The 20,404-nt window shown below is 68.2% G+C and carries 18 protein-coding genes; 3 read left to right on the top strand and 15 right to left on the bottom strand.

What is annotated here, in order from left to right; genetic code table 11:
• Nucleotides 1–4: 4 nt before the first annotated feature.
• From WJ16_RS27705 to sapR, 9 genes are all read right to left on the bottom strand, one after another.
• Nucleotides 5–340: a type 1 fimbrial protein gene (locus tag WJ16_RS27705; RefSeq protein WP_069260208.1), complete on the bottom strand. Its 336-nt coding sequence runs from the start codon at nucleotides 338–340 to the stop codon at nucleotides 5–7.
• A gap of 370 nt (nucleotides 341–710) precedes the next feature.
• Complete coding sequence (locus WJ16_RS27700) at nucleotides 711–965, bottom strand: GlsB/YeaQ/YmgE family stress response membrane protein (RefSeq protein ID WP_069260207.1); 255 nt, start codon at nucleotides 963–965, stop codon at nucleotides 711–713.
• Nucleotides 966–1,092: 127 nt separating this feature from the next.
• A complete protein-coding gene (locus WJ16_RS27695; protein WP_069260206.1) occupies nucleotides 1,093–1,869 on the bottom strand; it encodes an ABC transporter ATP-binding protein in 777 nt (258 codons plus the stop codon).
• Nucleotides 1,866–2,780: an ABC transporter ATP-binding protein gene (locus tag WJ16_RS27690; RefSeq protein WP_069260205.1), complete on the bottom strand. Its 915-nt coding sequence runs from the start codon at nucleotides 2,778–2,780 to the stop codon at nucleotides 1,866–1,868. The genes WJ16_RS27695 and WJ16_RS27690 overlap by 4 nt, the downstream gene beginning before the upstream one ends.
• Before the next feature lies 1 nt (nucleotide 2,781).
• The gene (gene nikC, locus WJ16_RS27685; RefSeq protein WP_069260204.1) at nucleotides 2,782–3,696 is read right to left on the bottom strand and encodes a nickel transporter permease; all 915 of its coding nucleotides are present in this window, start codon (nucleotides 3,694–3,696) and stop codon (nucleotides 2,782–2,784) included.
• A 66-nt stretch (nucleotides 3,697–3,762) separates the two neighbouring features.
• Nucleotides 3,763–4,833: an ABC transporter permease gene (locus WJ16_RS27680; RefSeq protein WP_069260203.1), complete on the bottom strand. Its 1,071-nt coding sequence runs from the start codon at nucleotides 4,831–4,833 to the stop codon at nucleotides 3,763–3,765.
• 10 nt (nucleotides 4,834–4,843) lie between these two features.
• Nucleotides 4,844–6,445, bottom strand: coding sequence for an ABC transporter substrate-binding protein (locus WJ16_RS27675; protein WP_069260202.1), 1,602 nt, complete (start codon nucleotides 6,443–6,445; stop codon nucleotides 4,844–4,846).
• 79 nt (nucleotides 6,446–6,524) lie between these two features.
• Nucleotides 6,525–7,088 carry a D-alanyl-D-alanine dipeptidase gene (gene ddpX / locus WJ16_RS27670; RefSeq protein WP_069260201.1) on the bottom strand — a complete coding sequence of 188 codons (564 nt, stop codon included), beginning with the start codon at nucleotides 7,086–7,088 and terminating at the stop codon, nucleotides 6,525–6,527.
• Between the two features lie 24 nt (nucleotides 7,089–7,112).
• On the bottom strand, nucleotides 7,113–7,994 hold the full coding sequence (gene sapR / locus WJ16_RS27665; protein WP_069260200.1) for a sap1 transcriptional regulator SapR: 882 nt from the start codon (nucleotides 7,992–7,994) through the stop codon (nucleotides 7,113–7,115).
• A gap of 448 nt (nucleotides 7,995–8,442) precedes the next feature.
• Here sapR and WJ16_RS27660 point away from each other — a divergent pair, with 448 nt between their 5' ends.
• Together WJ16_RS27660 and WJ16_RS27655 are read left to right on the top strand one after the other, a co-directional pair.
• The gene (locus WJ16_RS27660) at nucleotides 8,443–9,699 is read left to right on the top strand and encodes an oxalate decarboxylase family bicupin (RefSeq protein WP_069260199.1); all 1,257 of its coding nucleotides are present in this window, start codon (nucleotides 8,443–8,445) and stop codon (nucleotides 9,697–9,699) included.
• 92 nt (nucleotides 9,700–9,791) lie between these two features.
• The gene (locus tag WJ16_RS27655) at nucleotides 9,792–11,099 is read left to right on the top strand and encodes an Nramp family divalent metal transporter (RefSeq protein ID WP_069260198.1); all 1,308 of its coding nucleotides are present in this window, start codon (nucleotides 9,792–9,794) and stop codon (nucleotides 11,097–11,099) included.
• A gap of 18 nt (nucleotides 11,100–11,117) precedes the next feature.
• Here WJ16_RS27655 and WJ16_RS27650 read toward each other — a convergent pair whose 3' ends face one another.
• The 6 genes from WJ16_RS27650 to WJ16_RS27620 form a co-directional block, all read right to left on the bottom strand.
• Nucleotides 11,118–12,371 carry a hypothetical protein gene (locus tag WJ16_RS27650; RefSeq protein ID WP_069260197.1) on the bottom strand — a complete coding sequence of 418 codons (1,254 nt, stop codon included), beginning with the start codon at nucleotides 12,369–12,371 and terminating at the stop codon, nucleotides 11,118–11,120.
• A 146-nt stretch (nucleotides 12,372–12,517) separates the two neighbouring features.
• A complete protein-coding gene (locus WJ16_RS27645) occupies nucleotides 12,518–14,107 on the bottom strand; it encodes an ABC transporter substrate-binding protein (protein ID WP_069260196.1) in 1,590 nt (529 codons plus the stop codon).
• Between the two features lie 136 nt (nucleotides 14,108–14,243).
• Nucleotides 14,244–14,579, bottom strand: coding sequence for a sugar ABC transporter ATPase (locus WJ16_RS27640; protein WP_069260195.1), 336 nt, complete (start codon nucleotides 14,577–14,579; stop codon nucleotides 14,244–14,246).
• Nucleotides 14,580–14,834: 255 nt separating this feature from the next.
• Complete coding sequence (locus WJ16_RS27635; RefSeq protein ID WP_069260194.1) at nucleotides 14,835–15,164, bottom strand: hypothetical protein; 330 nt, start codon at nucleotides 15,162–15,164, stop codon at nucleotides 14,835–14,837.
• Between the two features lie 175 nt (nucleotides 15,165–15,339).
• On the bottom strand, nucleotides 15,340–16,899 hold the full coding sequence (locus WJ16_RS27630) for a DHA2 family efflux MFS transporter permease subunit (RefSeq protein ID WP_069260193.1): 1,560 nt from the start codon (nucleotides 16,897–16,899) through the stop codon (nucleotides 15,340–15,342).
• 400 nt (nucleotides 16,900–17,299) lie between these two features.
• Nucleotides 17,300–18,202, bottom strand: a complete 903-nt coding sequence (locus WJ16_RS27620; protein WP_069260191.1) for a LysR family transcriptional regulator — start codon at nucleotides 18,200–18,202, stop codon at nucleotides 17,300–17,302.
• Nucleotides 18,203–18,347: 145 nt separating this feature from the next.
• On the opposite strand from WJ16_RS27620, the gene WJ16_RS27615 reads away from it, so the two are divergent.
• Nucleotides 18,348–20,378: an FUSC family protein gene (locus tag WJ16_RS27615; RefSeq protein ID WP_069260190.1), complete on the top strand. Its 2,031-nt coding sequence runs from the start codon at nucleotides 18,348–18,350 to the stop codon at nucleotides 20,376–20,378.
• The last annotated feature ends 26 nt before the right edge of the window (nucleotides 20,379–20,404 follow it).

Below are 20,404 nucleotides of genomic sequence, written 5' to 3'. Positions count from 1 at the left end.
GGCTTTACTGGTACGTGACGACGGCGATCATCGGTGCCTGATTGTTGCCCGGACGGTGCGGTAAAACGATTGCGCGCGAGGCCTGCGTAAAGGTCGTCGTCCTGACGGCCTGCCGGCTCGCCGTGTCGACGAACGCGATCTGGCCGGTCGCCGGACGCGGGCAGTCGGGCCGTACGCGCGCTTGAGCGGCATCGGTCGTATCGAGCGCAAACGTGCAGGGCGGCTCGACGATCATGCCGGAGAAGTGGATGGTGCCGGACGCGCCGGCGGCAAACGACGGGGAAATGGCCAGAAGCGAGGCAGCCAGGACGAACGAGGCGGCGACAGGGCAATGCTTCATGACAGGCTCCAGAGAGGAAGCGCGTCGCAGCGGGGCCGCTCGGGTGGCAGTCCGTCAACGCTGCGGTGCTATCTGCGTAAACGGCAAAACCATCGGACCTCTTGAATCGAAAACGGGAAATAACGGTAATAGGTGCATCACTCGGCATTACTTCAATCAATGTAGGCCGGATTTGCGGGGGCGCAAGTCAGGGTAATGCCGATGCCGTAAGCTGAACGGAGGAACCCGGTTGCGCTGCGGGAGCGCACCGCGAGTCGTTGCAGGGTCAACGAGTTGACGAATCGACGAAGCGGTGCACAGGTGAATGCCGCGCGACAAAAGAAAACGGCCGCTCGTGAAAGAGCGGCCGTTTGGCGTGACGCTACGCCGTTCAGTTCGTGCGCTTGCGTATCGCGCCGACGATCACGAGCAGCACGATCGCGCCGATGATCGACGCGATCCAGCCCGCGCCCTGGCCCGGCGCGTACCAGCCGGCGGCGCGGCCGAGGTAGCCGGCGACGAGCGAGCCGACGACGCCGAGCACGACCGTCATCACGATGCCCATCTTGTCGTCGCCGGGCTTGAGCGCGCGGGCGAGGAGGCCGACGATGAGCCCGACGACCAGGGTTTCGATGAGTTGCAGCATGAACGCCTCCCTATTGCAGTTGAGCAGTTGACGAAACGAAGTTGACTCGTGCGGCGCACAAGGGTTCCATGCGCGCCGGGCCGGTGCATCGCGTGCGAGTATCGCATGCCGGCGCGTCGCGCGGATGTCAGGTTGCCGGTGCGTCCGCCACCGGGTCGAGACGGCGATAGCCTTCGGTCGCGCGCAACAGCGTGCGCGTGTAGTCGCGCGCCACCAACCCGGTGCGCACGTCCTCGATCCGCAACTGTTCGACGATTTCGCCATGCTGCATCACCGCGACGCGCTGGCACAGGAAGCCGATCACCGCGAGGTTGTGGCTGACGAGGATCATCGTCAGGTTGCGTTCGCGATGCAGGCGGCGCAGCAGGTTCAGGATCTCGGCCTGCACCGATACGTCGAGCGCGGACGTCGGCTCGTCGAGCAGCAGTACGCGCGGCTCGACGATCAGCGCGCGTGCGATCGCGACGCGCTGGCGTTGGCCGCCCGACAACTGGTGCGGATAGCGGAACCGGAACGCGGGGCCGAGGCCGACTTCGGACAACGCGCGGGCGATGCGCGCGTCGGCGTCGTCGATACGGTGGATCGACAGCGGCTCGCGCAGCGTCTGGTCGACCGTGAAGCGCGGATGCAGCGACGCGTACGGGTCCTGGAACACCATCTGCACGTGCCGGCGCAATGCGCGATCGGGCGTGCCGCCCACCGTCCGCCCGTCGATCGACAGATGGCCGGACGCGAGCGGCACGAGGCCCGTCAGCGCGCGCAGCAGCGTCGACTTGCCGGAACCCGATTCGCCGACGAGCCCGAACACTTCGCCGTCGCGCACCGCGAAGCTCGCGTCGCGCACGGCGTCGACGTGACCGGTGCGGGTCGGGAAACGGATGGATGCGTGATCGACGTCGATCATCGTACGGCCTCCTGTCGATCGGCGGACGATCCGGCGTATGACGCGGGCTCGAGCCAGGCGGGATCGCGCCGCAGCACGGGCAGTTCGTCCGGCGGGTTCGCGAGCGGCGGGTTCGCCGCGAGCAGCCCGCGCGTATAGGGATGTGCGGCGTCGCGCAGGTCGCGCGCCGCGCAGGTTTCGACCACGCGGCCCGCGTACATCACCGCGACGCGATCGCAGAACGACATCACGAGCGGCAGGTCGTGGCTGATGAACATCAGGCCCGTGCCGTGCCGCGCGATCATCGTGTCGAGTACCGCGAGCACCTGCATCGACACGGCGACGTCGAGCGCGGACGTCGGCTCGTCGGCGATCAGCAGGCGCGGGCCGGTCGACACCATCATCGCGATCATCACGCGCTGGCCCATGCCGCCCGACAGCTCGTGCGGATACGCATCGGCGACGCGCGCCGGGTCGCGGATCTGCACGGCCGCGAGCGCATCGACGATCCGCTCGCGCAGCGCGCGGCCGCGCAAGCCCGGCTCGCGCAGCCGGAACGCCTCGCCCATCTGTTTGGCGACCGTCATCACCGGGTTCAGCGAATACTTCGGGTCCTGCAGGATCATCCCCATCTGGCTGCCGCACAGCCGCCGGCGTTCGGCCGCCGACATCGCGAGCAGGTCGTGGCCCGCGAAGCGCATCGTGCGCGCCGACCAGCGCGCGGCATCGGGCAGCAGGCCGAGCAGCGCGCGGCCCGTCAGCGATTTGCCGGAGCCCGATTCGCCGACGATGCCGAGCCGTTCGCCGGGCGCGAGCGTCAGCGACAGGTCGCGCACGGCGTCGGTGACGGTGCCGTCGTGCCCGCGAAAGCCGATCTTCAGGCCGTCGATTTCGCAGAGCGGCGTGGGTGAGGAGGCGGAATTCATCGGCATCTCATGCTCCGTGGCGGGGATCGAAGACGTCGCGCAGCCCGTCGCCGAGCAGGTTGAATGCGAGGCTCACGAGCAGGATCGCGCAGCCGGGCAGCGTGGCGACCCACCATGCATCGAGCAGCACGTTGCGGCCCGACGCGACCATGAAGCCCCATTCGGGGCTCGGCGGCTGCGCGCCGAGGCCGAGAAAGCCGAGGCCCGCGACGGTCAGGATGATGCCGGCCATGTCGAGCGTCGCGCGCACGATCACCGACGACATGCAGAGCGGCACGATGTAGCGCAGCAGGATGCGCGGGCCCGATGCGCCTTGCAGCCGCGCGACGTGGATGTAGTCGGCCTGCGCGATGCGGATTGTCTCCGCGCGCGCGAGCCGCGCATACGCGGGCCATGCGGTGATCGAGATCGCGACGACCGCGTTGATCACGCCGGGCCCGAGCGCGGCCGCGAACGCGAGCGCCAGCACGATCTTCGGAAACGCGAGCGCGATGTCGGTGATGCGCATCAGCACGCTGTCGACGAAGCCGCCGCAGTAGCCGGCCGTCGTGCCGATCGCGAGGCCGATCGGCACGACGATCGCGACGACGAGCAGCGCGATGCCGAGCGTGAGGCGCGAACCGGCGATCAGCCGCGAGAGGATGTCGCGGCCGAGCTGGTCGGTGCCGAACCAGTGCGACGGCGAGCCGGGCGGCAGCAGCCGGTCGGACAGCACCTGGCGCAGCGGGTCGTGCGGCATGATCAGCGGGGCGACGATCGCGACGACGATCAGCGTGACGAGGATCGCGAGCCCGAACAGGTTCAGCGGGTTGGTGGCGAAACGACGCCAGCGTCGATATGCGAGGCCGAATGCGGCCTGCGAGCGCGACGCGGGTGCATCGGACAGCAGCCACGCGCGCAGCGTGAGGCGCTCGGCGTTCATGATCGGAGGACCTTCGGCATGGGTAGTGAAAGAAGCGGAATGAAAGCGGTCATGGCGGGGCGGCCCTCAGCGCGCACGCGGATCGAACACGCGGTACAGCGCGTCGGTCAGCAGGTTGACGGTGATGAACATCGCGCCGATCACGAGCGTCGCGCCGAGCACCGCGTTCATGTCGGCGTTCAGCAGCGCGCCGGTCAGGTACGAGCCGAGCCCCGGCCACGCGAACACGATCTCGGTCAGCACCGAGCCTTCGAGCAGGTTGCTGTACGTAAGTGCGATCACGGTGAGCAGCGGCACCATGATGTTGCCGAACGCATGCCGCCAGATCACGCGCCGCTCGGGCAAGCCCTTCGCGCGCGCGGTGACGACGTATTCCTGGCTCAGCTGGTCGAGCATGAACGAGCGCGTCATGCGGCTCAGGTAGGCCACCGAGTAGTAGCCGAGGATCGCCGCCGGCAGCGCGATGTGCGACACCGCGTTGCGGAACACGTCCCACTCGCCCGCGAGCGCCGCGTCGATCAGCAGGCTGCCCGTGCGCGGGTCGACCATCCCGTCGTACACGGGATCGAGCCGGCCGGGGCCGCCGACCCAGTGCAGCCGCGCGTAGAACAGCAGCAGCCCCATCAGCCCGAGCCAGAACACCGGCACCGAATTGCCGACCAGCCCGACGAAGCGCGCGACGTGGTCGATCGGCCGGTTGTGCTTCACGGCGGCCGCGACGCCGAGCGGGACGCCGATCGCGATGCCGATCAGCGTCGCGATCGTCGCCAGTTCGAGCGTGGCCGGGAACACGCGTCTGATGTCGTCGAGCACCGGGTTCGCGGTCAGCAGCGACACGCCGAGATTGCCGTGCAGCACATCGCGCGCATAGATCAGGAATTGCGTGGCGAGCGGCTTGTCGAGCCCGAGCGCGATGCGTTCGGCCGCATAGGCTTGCGCCGATGCGCGATCGCCGAGGATCGCGAGCACGGGATCGATCGGCACCTTGCGGCCGATCACGAACGTCAGCGCGAGCAGCCCCGCGAACGTGACGGCGAGCGTGAGCGCCCAGCGCAGCACGCGCAGCGCCCAGCGCACGGCCGGGCGCCGCGCGGGCAGCGTGCGCAGCGCTTCGAGGGAGGAGGCGGGAGTCGACATGCGGCGAGTCTTATTGCTTCTTCAGGTTGCGGTACGACACGAGATCGTTGATCGGCCCGACTTCGAGCCCGCTCACGCCGGGCCGTGTCGCGACTTGCGCGACCTTCTCGAACATGATCACGAACGGCGAGCGCGCGAGCACTTCCTTCTGCATCGCCTGATACAGCTGTGCGCGTTTCGCGGCGGTCGGCTCGGCGAGCGCGGCGTCGGTCTGCTTCGTCAGTTGCGGGATGTCCCAGCTGTTGCGCCAGGCCAGCATTTTATAGCTCGACTTGTCGGAATTGTCGGGGTTCCATGCGAACCCCTGCGCGTTGCTGTGCGGATCGATGTAGTCGGCCGACCATTCTCCGATGTAGATGTCGTGCTGGCGCGCGCGGTATTTCGCGAGCGTCTGCTTGTTGTCGCCGGGGATCAGCTGCACCTTGATGCCGGCCTGCGCGAAATTCGCCTGCACCGCCTGCGCGATTTCGGTGTACGGATAATCGTTGCGCACGTCCATCGTCACCGAAAAGCCGTTCGGTACGCCGGCCTTCGCGAGCAGCGCCTTCGCCTTCGCGACGTCGAGCTTGTACGGGTTCGTGTTCAGCGTGCCGAGGAAGCCTTCGGGCAGGAAAGTCTGGTGCACCTTGTAGGTCGTCTTCACGACGTTGCCCTGGATGCCCGCATAGTCGACGAGCCACTTCAGCGCTTCCTGCACGTCGGGTTTCGCGAGCGCCGGGTTCTTCGTGTTCAGGCCGAGATACAGCAGCGTCGCCTGCGGCGAGGCCGACACCTTCGCCTTGCCGGACTTCACGACCGACGCCAGATCGTCGGGGCTCAGGTCGCGCGCCGCGTCGACGTCGCCGTTCTCCAGCAGCAGGCGCTGGCTTGCGGCTTCGGGCACGTGGCGCAGCACGATGCGTTTCATCGCGAGCGGCAGCCGGTAGCCGTCGAAGCGCTGCAGCACGAGGCTGTCGCCGGCTGTCCACTTCACCAGCCTGTATGCGCCGGAGCCGGCTTCGTTGGTCTTGAGCCACGCGTTGCCGAAGTCGTTGCCCTGCTGGTGCGACAGCAGGAGCTTCTTGTCCAGCACCGATGCGGGCCACGAGCCGAGCACGTTCAGCACGAACGTCGGCGCGTATTTCTGGTCGGTCGTGACCGATACCGTCAGGTCGTCGAGCTTCTTCACGTTGGCGACGACGTTCGCCTTCGTGAGCCCGATGCCGGTCAGCACGGCGGCCGGGCCCTTGTCGAGCAGCACCGCGCGCTGGATCGACCACGCGACGTCGTCGGCCGTCAGCGGATTGCCCGAGTGGAACTTGAGGCCGGGCCGCAGCTTGAACGTGTAGGTCAGCCCGTCGGTGCTGACCGTCCACGACTGCGCGACGTCGCCGTTGAATTTCGACGGATCGCGCAGGTCGACGCGCACGAGCCGGTCGTACGTGTTCGCCACGTATTCCTCCGGCACCAGCTCGTAGATCTCGCCCGGGTCGAGCGTCGTGAATTCGTCGAGCAGCGTGGCCATCACGAACATGTCCTTCGGCGTTTCCGCGCGCGCGGCGGAAAGCGGGACGGCGGCGAGCACGGACGCGGCGGCCAGCGCCGCGACGAGCCGGGAAGTCGGGAATTTCATGTGCGCTCCATCTGTCGTTGAAGTCGTTGAAGTCGTTGAAGTCGTTGAACGTGAACGGTGAAGGGGATGCATGTGGCCGTTACATCAGGTGCCACGGGGCGCTGTCGGCAGCGTCGATCTGCGGCAGCGCGTGCGAGCCCGGTAATTCGTAGTGCCACCACTCGCTGTCGATGTGCGCGAAGCCGGCCGCGTGCATCACGCCGAGCAGCAGCAGGCGGTTGCGCTGCACGGCGACGGGCAGCCCCGCGTGGAAGTGGCCCGATTCGGCGACCATCTCGTCGAAGCCGGTGCCCATGTCGAGCGGTTCGCCGTCCGCGCCGACGAGCGTCAGGTCGAGCGCGGTGCCGCGGCTGTGATTCGAGCCGCGGCCGAGGTCGGCGATGAAGTTCGGATCGGGCAGGAAATCCCACAGCACCTGCTGCGCCTGCGGCGGCCGGTACGCGTCGTAGATGCGCAGCGTGAAGCCGGCCTGCGCGGCAATGTCCACTGCGCGGCGCAGCGCGGCTTCGGCCGGCTCCAGCAGCAGGCAGTGCGCGTGGCGGTAGATCGGCTTGCCGGTCAGGTTGCGGTCGGTCGCGTAGACGAGATCGATGTCGACGCGATGCGTGGCCGGCGTGATTTCAACGAGGCGGTGAGCGTTCATCGGCGGTTGGGAAGGCACTTGCATTCAGGATTCGAATTGATCGAACGTGCGCTGCAGTTCGCGGTTGCGCGCGACGCGCCGGTCGATCGCGGGGCCGAGACGGTCGACCACGGCCGTGATCAGCAGGTTGAACAGGCAGGTGAGCGGCGCGAGCGAATCCCAGAACTGGCCGACGTCGGTCTTCACCTGCAACAGATCGGCCGGCCAGTCGCGCGCCCACGGGCACGACAGATCGGTGACCAGCGCGAACGGCTGCCCGCGCTCGGCGGCCGCCTGGCAATAGCGGCGCGCGCTGCGCGAATACGCGCGTGTATCGGTGACGATGCAGTACGGCCGCTCGAATTCGGAGTTCAGCGAATCGACGTACGAGCCCGACTGGCCGTCCGAATAGAACACGCGCGGGCGCAGGTATTCGAGGTAGCTGCTGAACGCGTTGCTGATCCCGCGCGTCGACTGGATGCCGAGGATGAACACGGCGTCTGCATCGGCGATCCGGTCGGCCACCTGCGCGAACACCGGGCCTTCGGCGAGCCGGTACACGTGGCGGATCGCATCGAGCTCGCGCTCGAGCGACGCCGCGAGCGGGCTTTCACGGCCGTTGCCGTCGGGTGCGGCCGGTGCCGTGCCCGCGACGCGGCGGTATTCGTCGAGCCGGTCGGTGATCATCCACGGGCGATCGCCGCCGCCGCGCAGTTCGCGCTTCAGGTCGTCGAGATTGCGGTAGCCGACGCTGCGCAGGAAGCGCCCGACCGAAATGCCGCTGGTGCCGGCTTGCTGCGCGATCTGGTCGGCCGTCTCGAGCCCGAGCCGGTCGAGGTTCGCGAGCATGTAGCTCGCGATGCGCTTGGCAGTCGGCGTCAACTCCGCATAGCGGGATTCGACGGTGTGAGCGAACGCACAGGTCATTGGCTGTTAGATTGTTGTCGTTTGATGATCGAATGTCATCCATCTAACAAAGCCAAAATCATTCGCGCCAGCGGATAAAAACTATGGCCGGAGGGTAGGTGATAGGGTCGAAAGCAGGGGCGGTGGCGGGGAAGAGCATCCCGGCTCGACCCGGGGGGGGGCGACATTCGACGTATCGAAAAATGTCCGTTTCGCACCATTCGATCAGTTATCCGGATCGAATGAATTGCATCGCGACCGCGCACGAACTTCATACACCTCAGCGCGTGAATCATTACAAAGTTAAAGCGGATCAGATTAAATCATTAATTCAGGTTAATAATTCATTTAAGTTTTCAGGGGATTTGGATTTAACTTGCGTCACGGGATGTTCGATTTTCGATAATTCGAAAAACGGCATGTGTTCCGTAATGGAAATTCGCTCAATTGCAGGCATGAAGAGGAAACCATGACGAATCTTTCTCGACGCAAAATGCTGGCGGGAACGGCCGGCGCCATTGCCGCCGCGGGTATCGCGGTATCGGCCAAGGCGGCTTCGTTCGGCAATCCGGACCGCCCGCCGGAAGGCGCGGTGAATGCGCGCAACCGCCAGAGCCTGACCGACCCGGGGCCAAAAAATCCGGCCATCGCGAATCAATTTCCGTCCTTTCAGGACCCGCCGGCCACCGATATCAACGGCATGCCGTTATTCTGGGCGTCGTTCAATAATGCGCATAAACGCATTCAAAATGGCGGATGGGCGCGCGAAGTCACGCAGGACGATTTTGCGATTTCCGAAACCATTTCCGGCGTGAACATGCGCCTGACGCGCGGCGGCATTCGCGAGATGCACTGGCACCAGCAGGCCGAGTGGGCCATCATGCTCGACGGCCGCTGCCGGATCACGGTGCTCGACGAACTCGGGCGGCCGTCGGTGCAGGACGTGAAAACCGGCGATCTCTGGTATTTCCCGCCCGGCCTGCCGCATTCGCTGCAGGGCCTCGGCACCGACGGCGCCGAATTCCTGCTCGCGTTCGATAACGGCCGCGCGTCCGAATTCAACACGCTGCTGCTCACCGACTGGATCGCGCACACGCCGCCCGACGTGCTCGCGCTCAACTTCGGCGTGCCGGCCGACGCATTCAGGAACATTCCGCTCGACAACCTGTGGATCTTCCAGGGCGACGAACCTGGCCCGCTCGCGCAAGCGCAGCGCGCGTCGGCATCGTCGGCCGGGGCGCCGCCGCATCCGTTCGTGTTCTCGCTCGGCGACATGAAGCCGGTCAGGAAAACCCGCGGCGGCGAAGTGCGGATCGCGGACAGCACGAACTTCAACGTGTCGACCACAGTCGCGGCGGCGCTCGTGACCGTCCACCCGGGCGGCATGCGCGAGCTGCACTGGCACCCGAACGCGGACGAATGGCAGTACTACCTGCAGGGCGACGCACGGATGACCGTGTTCGACACCGGACCGAAGGCGCAGACGGCCGACTTCCGCGCGGGCGACGTCGGCTACGTGAAGAAGAGCCTCGGGCACTACGTGCAGAACACCGGCAACACCGATCTGGTGTTCCTCGAGATTTTCAAGACCGACCGCTACGCGGAAGTGTCGCTGTCCGACTGGCTCGCGCATACGCCGCCGCAACTCGTCGAAGCGCACCTGAACGTCGCGCCCGACGTGATCGCGCAGTTTCCGCGCAACCGTCCCGACGTCGTGCCGCTGTAACGCGGCGTTCGCGGTGCCGCGGCCGGCACGCGGCCTGCCGGCCACGGCGCCCGACCTTCACGCAGTCTTCCTCATTCGAACGGAACCCCATCATGATTCCCGTCACGAGCAAACCTGCCGGCGGCCTCGCGCTGCCGGGCCTGCCTCCCGAGCGTACCGACGGCGCCGCGCGTGCCGCGCTGGAAGGGCGCCGCACCGGCGTCGCCGCGCTGCTGCCGTTCGTCGGCCCGGCCGTGATCGCGTCGATCGGCTATATGGACCCGGGCAACTTCGCGACCAACATCCAGGCCGGCGCCGCGTACGGCTACCGGCTGCTGTGGGTCGTGCTGGCCGCGAACGCGATCGCGATGCTGTTCCAGGCGATGTCCGCGAAGCTCGGCATCGTGACCGGACGCAATCTCGCGCAGCTGTGCCGCGACCGCTTTCCCGCGCCGGTCGTGTGGGGCATGTGGGCCGCGTCGGAGATCGCCGCGATGGCGACCGACCTCGCCGAATTCCTCGGCGGCGCGCTCGCGTTCGGCCTGTTGTGTCACCTGTCGCTGTTCGCGGGGATGGTCGCGACGGCGCTCGCGACCTGCGCGATCCTCGCGCTCGAAACGCGCGGCTTCCGGCCGCTGGAAGCCGCCATTGCGGCGCTGGTCGGCGTGATCGGCGCGTGCTATCTCGGCGAACTGCTGATCGCGCCGCAGGACTGGCACGCGGCCGCGTTCCACCTGGTCGTCCCGCAGATCCCGGATCATGCGGCGCTGACGATCGCGGTCGGGATCATCGGCGCGACGATCATGCCGCATACGCTGTATCTGCATTCGGGGCTCACACAGAGCCGCACCGCGCCGCGCGACGACGCGGAGCGTCGGCGGCTCGTGCGCTTCTCGAATCGCGAGGTCGTCGTCGCGCTCGGGCTGGCCGGGTTCGTGAATCTCGCGATGGTGATGATGGCGTCGTCGGCGTTTCATGCGAGCGCGCCGGGCATGACCGACATCGGCGACGCGTATCACACGCTGATCCCGGTGCTCGGGCCGGCGGCCGGCGCGCTGTTTCTCGTCGCGCTGCTGACGTCGGGCGTGTCGAGTTCGGTGGTCGGCACGATGGCCGGGCAGGTCGTGATGCAGGGCTTCATCCGCCGCCGCATGCCGGTGTGGGTGCGGCGCGCGGTGACGATCGCGCCGGCGTTCGCGGTGGTCGCGCTCGGCTGCGACGTCACGCGCGCGATGGTCGCGAGCCAGGTCGTGCTGAGTTTCGTGCTGCCGCTGCCGATGATCGCGCTGCTGATGCTGTCGGCACGCACCGACGTGATGGGGGCGCACGCGATGCGGATGCCGCTGCGGCTCGTCGCCGGTGCGGCGACGGTCGTGATCGTCGGCTTGAACGCGTACCTGGTGTGGGCGGCCTTCAATTGAACGGCAGCGGGCCGGCGCCTACTGCTGCATGTCCGGCGCTTCGCGCAGCCGCCAGATCGCGTTGCATTGCTGGCCGCCGAGGCTCGTCGAGCGCAGCGTGACGACGGTGCCGGCCGCGACCCGATACCAGAAATGCGCCATCAGCTCGGTGCCCTTGGGCTGCGCGTGCCCGTCGACCAGCACTTCGCACAGCAGCGGCGACGGCGAGCCGGACGGGTGCGTGACGTACACGTGCAACCGCGCGATGTCGCGGGTCGCGGTGAACACGATTTCGTGGTTGCCGCTGCCGATCAGCAGCGTGCCGCCGGGTTCGTCGATCGCCTGCAGGTACGCGCCCGCGCCGGCCTCGATCGCGGCGGCCGCAACGGTCAGCCCGGCCGAGCGCACGTAGTCGGTCGCCGCGATGCGGGCGGCGAGCGCGTCGGAGCGGGCCGGCGTGCCGTCCGACAGCGCGAACGGCGCGCCGTCGCGCAGCGCGACGCCGACGTGATTCGCGTAGTAGCGCCACCGGTCGAGGAAGCGGATATCGCCGGTCATGTGCAGTGCGCGGATCGGTTCGCCGTGATACCGGAGCGTCGTCGTGCCGGTGCCCGTATCGAATGCTTCGTGAATGCCGTACTTGCTGACGAAGTTCTGCACCGGATCGAGCAGCGTCGTTTCGCCCTTGGCGCTCCACAGGTGCAGGAACGTCGTATCGATCCCGAAGCATTCCTGGAAATCGGTGCCGATGCGGGCGATGCAGTCGCGCAGGTGGCCGGCGTAGCGGGCCCACGCGTCGGCGGTCCCGGCGACGAGCCCGGCCTGCAGGGCGCCGCCGTGGCGCGCGTTGACTTCGTCGACGACGAGGCGCCAGTGATGGTCGCGCCGCTCGCCGATCAGCGGCGTGACGACGAACGTGCAGAACAGCGGGTCGGGGCACGCGTGGAGCCGGTCGTCGCCGATCTGCGAGAACAGGTCGAACGCCGGCGCGCAGAACCAGATGTCGGCATCGTACAGCGCGAGCTTGCGGATGTGCGGGTGGCGCGCGCAGTACTCGGCGGCTTCGATGAAGCGGCCGACCGGCAGCGCATACGCGCCCGACGCTTCGATCACGTCGACCGACTGGCTCGCGAGGATCTGCCGCTTGCGTTCGGACAGGCCGTAGCCGATCACCGCGACCCGGCCGTCGTAGCCCGTGTGCCGCAGCGACAGCAGGAACGGGACGAGCATTTCATACCATGCGCGGTTGTTGTCGTTGATCGCCACGCAGACCGCGTGCTCGCTCGAATGCATGTGGTTTCCCCGTTACGTGTGCCCGGCGCGGGTGTCCCGCGGCGCCTGCCATTGTAGATCGCCGGCCGCGGCCCGGCACGGCGCGGGCGCGGCGGCCGCGGCGATTACCCGCAAGCCGGCGGTGCCGGCTGCGCGGGCAGCCGCGATTATTTCGCGAGCGTGCGGTATGACACGAGGTCGTTGATCGGCCCGATTTCCGGCCCCGTCACGCCGGGGCGCGTCGCGACCTGCACGACCTTCTCGAACATGATGATGAACGGCGAGTTCGCGAGCACGGCTTTCTGCAGCGCTTCGTAACGTTGCGCGCGCTTCGCGGGCGACGGCTCGACGAGCGCGGCCTCGCTGTCCTTCGTCAGTTGCGGAATGTCCCAGCTGTTGCGCCACGCGAGCATCTTCGTCGGCGACTGGTCGGAATTGTCCGGATTCCACGCGAAGCCGCGCGCATTGCTGTTCGGGTCCATGTAGTCGGGCGACCATTCGCCGATGAAGATGTCGTGCTGGCGCGCGCGATACTTGCCGATCGCCTGCTTCGCATCGCCCGGAATCAGCTTCACGCGGATGCCGCCCTGCGCGAAGTTCGCCTGCAGCGCCTGCGCGATCTCGAGGTACGGATAGTCGTTCGGCATGTCCATCGTCACGTCGAAGCCGTTCGGCAAACCGGCCTTCGCGAGCAGCGCCTTCGCCTTCGCGACGTCCTGCTTGTAAGGCCGCGCGTTCGACGCGCCGAGGAAGCCTTCGGGCAGGAAGGTTTGATGCACCTTGTAAGTCGTGCTGACGATGTTGCGCTGGATGCCGTCGTAGTCGACGAGCCATTTCATCGCCTGCTGCACGTCGGGCTTCGCGAGGTTCGGGTTCTTCGTGTTCAGGCTCAGGTACAGCAGCGCGGACACCGGCCACGACGCGACCTTGATCTTCCCGGCCTTCGACAGCGCGGCGAGGCTGTCGGGGCTCAGGTTGCGTGCGGCGTCGGCGTCGCCGTTCTCCAGCAGCAGCCGCTGCGCGGACGCTTCCGGCACGTGACGCAGCACGACGCGCTTCATCGGGTACGGCGTGCGGTACTTGTCGAAACGCTGCAGCACGATGGTTTCGTTCGGCGTCCACTTGACGAGCTGGTACGGGCCCGAGCCCGCGTCGTTGGTGCGCAGCCAGCCGCTGCCGAAATCGTTGCCCTGCTGGTGCGACAGCAGCAGCTTCTTGTCGAACACCGATGCCGGGCACGCGCTCAATACGTTGAGCACGAAGCTCGGCGCGTACTTGCGGTCGGTTTCGAGCACGACGGTCTGCGGGTCGACCACGCGCACCTTCTGTGCCACGTTCGCCTTCGTCAGGCCGAGATCGGCGAGCACGCCGGCCGGCCCCTTGTCGAGCAGGATGGTGCGTTGCAGCGACCACGCGACGTCGTCGGCGGTCACCGGGTTGCCGGAATGGAACGTGAGACCGGGGCGCAGCTTGAACGTGTAGGTCACGCCGTCGGCGCCGACCGTCCACGATTGCGCAATCTGCCCGTCGAAGCGCGTCGGGTCCTTCAGGTCGACGCGCACCAGGCGTTCGTAGGTGTTCGCGACGTACTCGGACGGCACCAGCTCGTAGATCCCGCTCGGGTCGAGGGTCGTGAATTCGCCGAGCTGCGTGGCGACGACGAAGATGCCGGGCGGCGTGGCGGCCTGCGCCGGCAGCGCCGGAACAAGCGCGACGAGCGCGGCGCTGACGAACAGCCGGGACAGCAGGTGCTTCATGCGGGCTCCGTTGAAAGGGAATCGTGGGTGCGATTCTCTCATCGACGGCCGCCCGGGTGAAAATATTCGGCGCGCGCGCCGACGGGGTGGCGCGCAGCAGCGAGCCGGGCAGGCGCCCGGCCTCGGCAGGCTTAGGTCAGATCGCGCAGCGCGCGATCGCGAAGCGCATCGCTTCCTCGGCCGGCTCGTTGCCCGAGCCGCGCACGACCTTGATGACGGCGCCGTTGCCCGACGGTGTCAGCGTGACGAAGTACGAGTTCGAGCCGACGGAGATATCGGTCACGCCGTTGTGCTGCGATTGCTCGGTGCCCGACAGGCGGCTGTCGAGGCAGTTCGCGATCGCATAGGCAGGACGCTGCGACGCCACGTAGATCATCGGCGCCGCACCGGAGGCGGCGGCCGAGTCGGGCGACGGAGCGGAACCGCACGCGGCGAGCAGGGCGGCGGGAACGAACAGCAGGAATCGTTTCATGGCGGTCGTCGGGTGTCTCGTATCGAGGCTGGGGCGCGGGGTAGGCGAAACGCGAAGCTTCGCGACGAAACCGCCCGGAATCGGGCCGTTCGTGACGGACGACGATGCGGCAGGCGGCTGACGACGGAGTATACCCGCGGCATGCGACGGCGCTGGCGCGTTGAAACGATTCGATACACAACAAGCACCCGCTGCCGCGCGGCGGCAGCGGGCGTTCAGGCAGTGGCGAATGGGCACTTGCCGGTGTTGTCGCTCTTATTGGCCGATCTGGTGGCTGACCGCATTTTCCTGCTGGTTCAGCACGTGCTTTTCGCTCTTCGTGATGTGGCCGTGATCCTGCGCGGCCATGTCCCGCTCTTCCTGGCGGATCTTGCGGTCGTCGCGGTGCAGGCGTGCGGCCTGCGCGTGCGACATCTCGCCTTCCCTCACTTCGTGATGGATGCGGCGATTCTGGTTCGCGAGGCGCTGGTTGACCTCTTCGCGGCGCGGATGCGCCTGCTGCCACGGCGTGTCGGCGAACGCGGTGCCGGTCAGCACCGACATCAGGGTGGCGGCGATCGCGAGATGGCGGGTGAGGGCTCGCATGGTGTTTTCTCCTGTCGTTGTGCGTCCGGATCGTGGGCGCTTGTTCAGAAAACGCGGAGCGGGCACCGGCTGTTGACGTTTCCGCCTGTATCGATTGCAAGTCTTTATTACGTCTGCGGAAAACGGCGCGGGCCCCGGCGTGTGCGGCGCGGGGCCCGGTGGTCGCGCGGGCGGATCAATGCGCGCCGGCCGCCGCCGCATCGGCATCGCCGCCGCCCGAGCGTGTCGGCTTCGTGATCCAGATGAGCGGAATGATCGCGACGAAGATGATCGCCGACACGTAGAAGATGTCGTTCAATCCCATTACGGCCGCCTGCGAATCGACCGACGCGTTGAAGAACGCGAGCGCCGAATCGGGGCTCAGGTGCAGCAGCGAACGCGTCGTGTCGACCTGCTGCGCGAAGATCGGGTTGGTGACGCTCGCCTGTTCGGTGAGCCGCGCGTGATGCAGGATCGTGCGGTCGTTCCACGCGTTGCTGATCAGCGACGTGCCCACCGCGCCGCAGAACGTGCGGCCGAAATTCGACAGGCCGGCGGCGGCCGGGATCTTTTCAGGCGGCAGCCCGGACAGGATGATCGACGTCAGCGGCACGAAGAACATCGCCATCGGGATGCCCTGCAGCAACGTCGGCAGCACGAGATCCCAGCGCGACACGTCGGTGTAGAACGTCGTGCGCATCATGAACACGACCGCGAAGCCGACGAACGCGAGCGTCGCGATGTAGCGCGGATCGGTGCGCGGCAGCAGGCGCCCCATGACCGGCGTGAGCAGGATCGCGAACACCCCGAGCGGCGCGGTGGCGAGCCCGGAGTCGACCGCGCGGTAGCCGAGGTAGCCCTGCATCCACTGCGGCAGCAATACGAGCGTGCCGAAGAACATCCCGTACGCGACCGAGATCGCGATCGTGCCGCCCGCGAAGTTGCGCTGCGTGAAGAGCCGCAGGTCGACGATCGGGTTGGCCTCGTACAGTTCCCACACGAGGAAGAACGCGAAGCCGATCAGCGCGACGATGCCGAGCGCGACGACGACGGGCGAGTTGAACCAGTCGAGATCCTTGCCCTTGTCGAGCATGATCTGCAGCGATGCGACCCACAGCACGAGCAGCAGCAGGCCGACGGTGTCGATCGGCATGCGTTTCGTCGCCGATTCGCGGTCGCGGAACACGAGCCACGTGACGGCCGCCGCGAAGAAGCCGACCGGGATGTTGATGTAGAAGATCCACGACCAGTTGTAGTCGTACGTGATCCAGCCGCCGAGCGACGGCCCCGCGATCGGGCCGACGAGCGCCGTCATCGACCACAGCGCGAGCGCGCTCGACGATTTCTGCCGCGGCCACGCGCCGAGCAGCAGCGCCTGCGACAGCGGCGCGAGCGGGCCTGCCACCGCGCCCTGCAGGATTCGCGCGGCGAGCAGCGTCGGCAGGTTCGGCGCGATCCCGCACAGCCACGACGCGAACACGAACAGCAGGATCGCCGTGACGAACAGGCGCACCTGGCCGAAGCGCTGCGTGAGCCAACCCGTCAACGGAATCGACACCGCGTTCGCGGCCGCGAAGATCGTGATCACCCACGTGCCTTCGTCGACCGACACGCCGAGGTCGCCCGAGATCGTCGGGATGGCGACGTTCGCGATCGACGAATCGAGCACGTTCATGAACATCGCGAGCGATACCGCGATCGTGCCGATCGCGAGGCGGCCGCCCGATAGCGGCGCTGAAGAGGACGGAGCGGACATGGGTTTCCTGCGAACGGTAGGGACGGATGCGGGCCGCCGGTTGCGGCGGGCACGCGCCGCCGCGCACGCGCGTGCACGCGGCAACGCGGCGCACGCGCGCTCGGGCGGCTGGACGGAAAGGGTCACGGCGCGTGACGCGGCCCGGTACCGGGGCCGACGCGCGCAACGTGCTGCTCGATCGGAAGCACGAAGCCGTGGCGGGCTTCGCGAGGCCGGATACGGCCGGTCAGGAAGGCGGGACGCGCGTGACGCGCCTGCGGGCAGCGCTCAGGCGGCTGCCGTTGCGTGTGGAGTCGTTGTGCATCGCGACAGGCTAACGATGTGGCGAGCCGCCATCAACACGGGGCGGCTCATTAATCGATTTCGCGTCGCGCAATAATCGGTGGGCGAACCGCACCGGTTACGGCGCGGCTCGCCATGCGGTGAACACTTCCGCGAGGAAATCGACGAACGCGCGCACCTTGCTGTCGAGGGTCGCGCGTCGCGGATACAGCACGTGCAGCTCGACGTCGTCGCTGCGGTGCCAGTCGGGCAGCACGATTTCGAGTTCGTTCCGTTCGAGCCGGCGGGCCGTGTAGTGCGTCGAGACGAGTGCGATGCCGCCGCCGCTCGCGGCCTGGCGGAGCACCGTCACCGATTCGTTGGTGATCAGCACCGGCCGCACCGGCACGTCGGCCACGTCGCCGGCCGCGTTGGTGAGCCGCAGCGTCAGCCCGGGCGCGTCGCGGCCGACCAGCAGCAGGTCGTGTTGCGCGAGATCCTGCGGCGTGGCGGGCCGGCCGGCGCGGTCGAGATAGGCGGGGCTCGCGGCGAGCTTCGCCTGCGACCAGCCGAGCGAGCGCGCGATGTAGCTGGAGTCGGTCAGCACGCCCGCGCGCAGCGCGACGTCGAAGCCGTGCTCGACGAGATCGAGCGCGCTGTTGTCGTAGATCAGCACGAGCTGGACCAGCGGGTAGCGCCGGCGGAACTCGGCGAGTGCCGGCTCCAGTTCGAACAGGCCGATCGAGTAGGGCACCAGCACGCGCAGCGTGCCCTCCGGCGCTGTGCGCAGCGCACGGGCCTGACGGTCCGCGTCGAGCAGGATGTCCTCGGCGCGCAGGCAGCGCTCGTAGTAGTCGCGTCCGGCCTCGGTGACGGAGACGCGGCGCGTGGTCCGGTACAGCAGCTGGACGCCGAGGTCGTCCTCGAGCTGCTTGACCTTGCGGCTCACGCGGCTGAGCGGCATGTCGAGATGCGTGGCGGCGGCGGTGAAGTTGCCGCGCTCGACCACGCGCAGGAATATCCGGATGCTTTCGAAATCCATACGGGGTGCTTCCGTGTTCGGTGTGCGGGCATCTTACCTGCGCCGGCCGAATCGCTTCATGCGGCGGCGATTATCCTGCCCGGTGCAATAACGCATCCTGTCCGAGCCTCTTAGTGGCGGCGGCGCGCGCCCGTATGCTCGCCGGATGAAATTCGCCTTGCCCTCCCTGCCGCCGCTCGCGGCCGTGCGCACCGCGCTGCGCGACACGTGGCCCGCGCTGCCGCCCGGCGCCGTCGGCTTCGCGTTGCGCAACACGGCGGCGTCGCTGCTCGCGCTCTACATCGCGTTCCGGATGAATCTCGACGACCCGAAGTGGGCCGCGTCGACGGTGTGGATCGTCGCGCAGGGCAGCCGCGGAATGGGGTTGTCGAAGAGCCAGTACCGGATTCTCGGCACCGCGATCGGCGCGGTCGTCGCGCTCGTGCTGACCGGCGCATTCGCGCAGACGCCGGAGCTGTTCCTGCCGGCGCTCGCCGCGTGGATCGGCTTGTGCGCGGGCGTCGCGACCTTCCTGCGCAATTTTCGTGCGTATGCGGCGGTGCTCGCCGGCTATACGGCGGCGATCATCGCGATGGACGCGGTGGCCGCGCCGCTGCACGCATTCGACATCGCGACCGCGCGATTCCTGTACGTGGTGGTCGGCATCCTGTGCGGCGCGGCGTTCGAGACGGTGTTCGCGCCGGGCTCGCCGCTGGCCGACGTCCGCACGCGGCTCGCGCGCTATCTCGACCGCGCGGTGGCCGTCGGCGCGGGCGCGCTGCGCCGCGAGCCGAACGGCGCGGCCGTGCACCGGCTGTTCGTGGAGGCGCTCGCACTCGACACGGCAGCCGAGTATGCGGCCGCGGGCGAGCCGTCGGTGCGCAATGCGATCGGCCATCTCCGTGCGGCGGTGCTCGGCGTGCTGTCCGCGCAGGCCGCCGGGCAGGCGCTGCACGAGCACGCGGCGCGCAGCGGCGGCACGCCGGACCCGTTGATCGCCGATACCGCTCAGGTGCTCGACGGCGTGGCCGCGCGGGGCGACGCGGGTGCGGCGCTGGCCGCATTGCGTGCGCGCGTGGACGACGCGATGCGCGCCGAGGCCGCGGAGCCGGCCGGCTCGGACCCGTCGCGCCTGCTCACGCTCGACCGGCTGGCGGCGCTCGTCGCCGGGTTCGACGCCGCGTATGCGGGCCAGGTGCAACTGGCGCGGCCGAATCCGCCGGCGTCGCGCGTGCGCTATGCGTTTCACCGCGATCCGGTGCTCGCGTGGCACAACGGGCTTCGCGCGTTCGTCGCGGTGCTGATCGCGGCAGCGCTGTGGATCGTCACCGCGTGGCCGTCGGGCGCCGGGTTCGTCGCGATCACGGGCGTGGTCTGCGCGCTGTTCTCGACGCGCCCGAACTCGGTCGGTGCCACGCTCGGTTTCCTGAAAGGCGCGGGCTGCGCGGCGGTCGCGGGCGCGCTCTGCAATTTCGTGCTACTGCCGGCCGTGTCGGGCTTCGAGATGCTCGCGACCATCCTCGGCGTGTTCATGATCGGCACCGGTATCGCGATGCGCAATCCGCGCACGGCCGGCATCGGTAGCGGCTTCTCGATCTTCTTCTGGAATTTCACGTCGCCGGACAATACCGCGCGCATCGGCGACGCCGCCTTTCTCAATTCGGCGCTCGCGACGCTGCTCGGCATCGCGTTCGGCGCGCTGGTGTTCGCGCTCGTGTTTCCCGGCGACGCCGGCACGAGCCGGCGGCGCCTGCATCGCGCGGTGCGCGACGACCTCGCGCGGATCGCGCACAATCCGCGGGCTTGGCAAGCGAGCGCGTGGCTGAGCCGCACGGCCGATCGTATCGGACGCGAACTCGGGTTCGCGGGCCGTCTGCCGGCCGCGCTGATCGAACGCGACGTGCGCGACCTGCTCGCGGCCTGGACGATCGGCGACAGCCTGCTGGCGCTGGCCGCGCTTGCAACCCGCGAGCCGGCGGCGCGCCGTGCGGTCGCGGTGGTGCGGGGGCGGATCGGGCACGCGGATTTCGCGCGGCTCGCGCGGGCCGGCCATGCGGCGGCCCGGGTGCTGCTGCGGCGCGTGACCGAGGTCGACAGCGACGATGGCCGCGCGCTGCTGCGCGGCGCGGTGTTGCTGAGAACGATCGCGGATACGGCGGCCGCGCACGACGGCTTTCTGAGCGGCCGCGACGATTGACGGCGCGACTGACGCGCGCGGGCGGC

Source organism: Burkholderia metallica (genome assembly GCF_001718555.1).
GTDB lineage: Bacteria > Pseudomonadota > Gammaproteobacteria > Burkholderiales > Burkholderiaceae > Burkholderia > Burkholderia metallica.
Note: the sequence above shows the minus strand (reverse complement) of the source record. Positions and strands in the feature narration are given on the sequence as shown.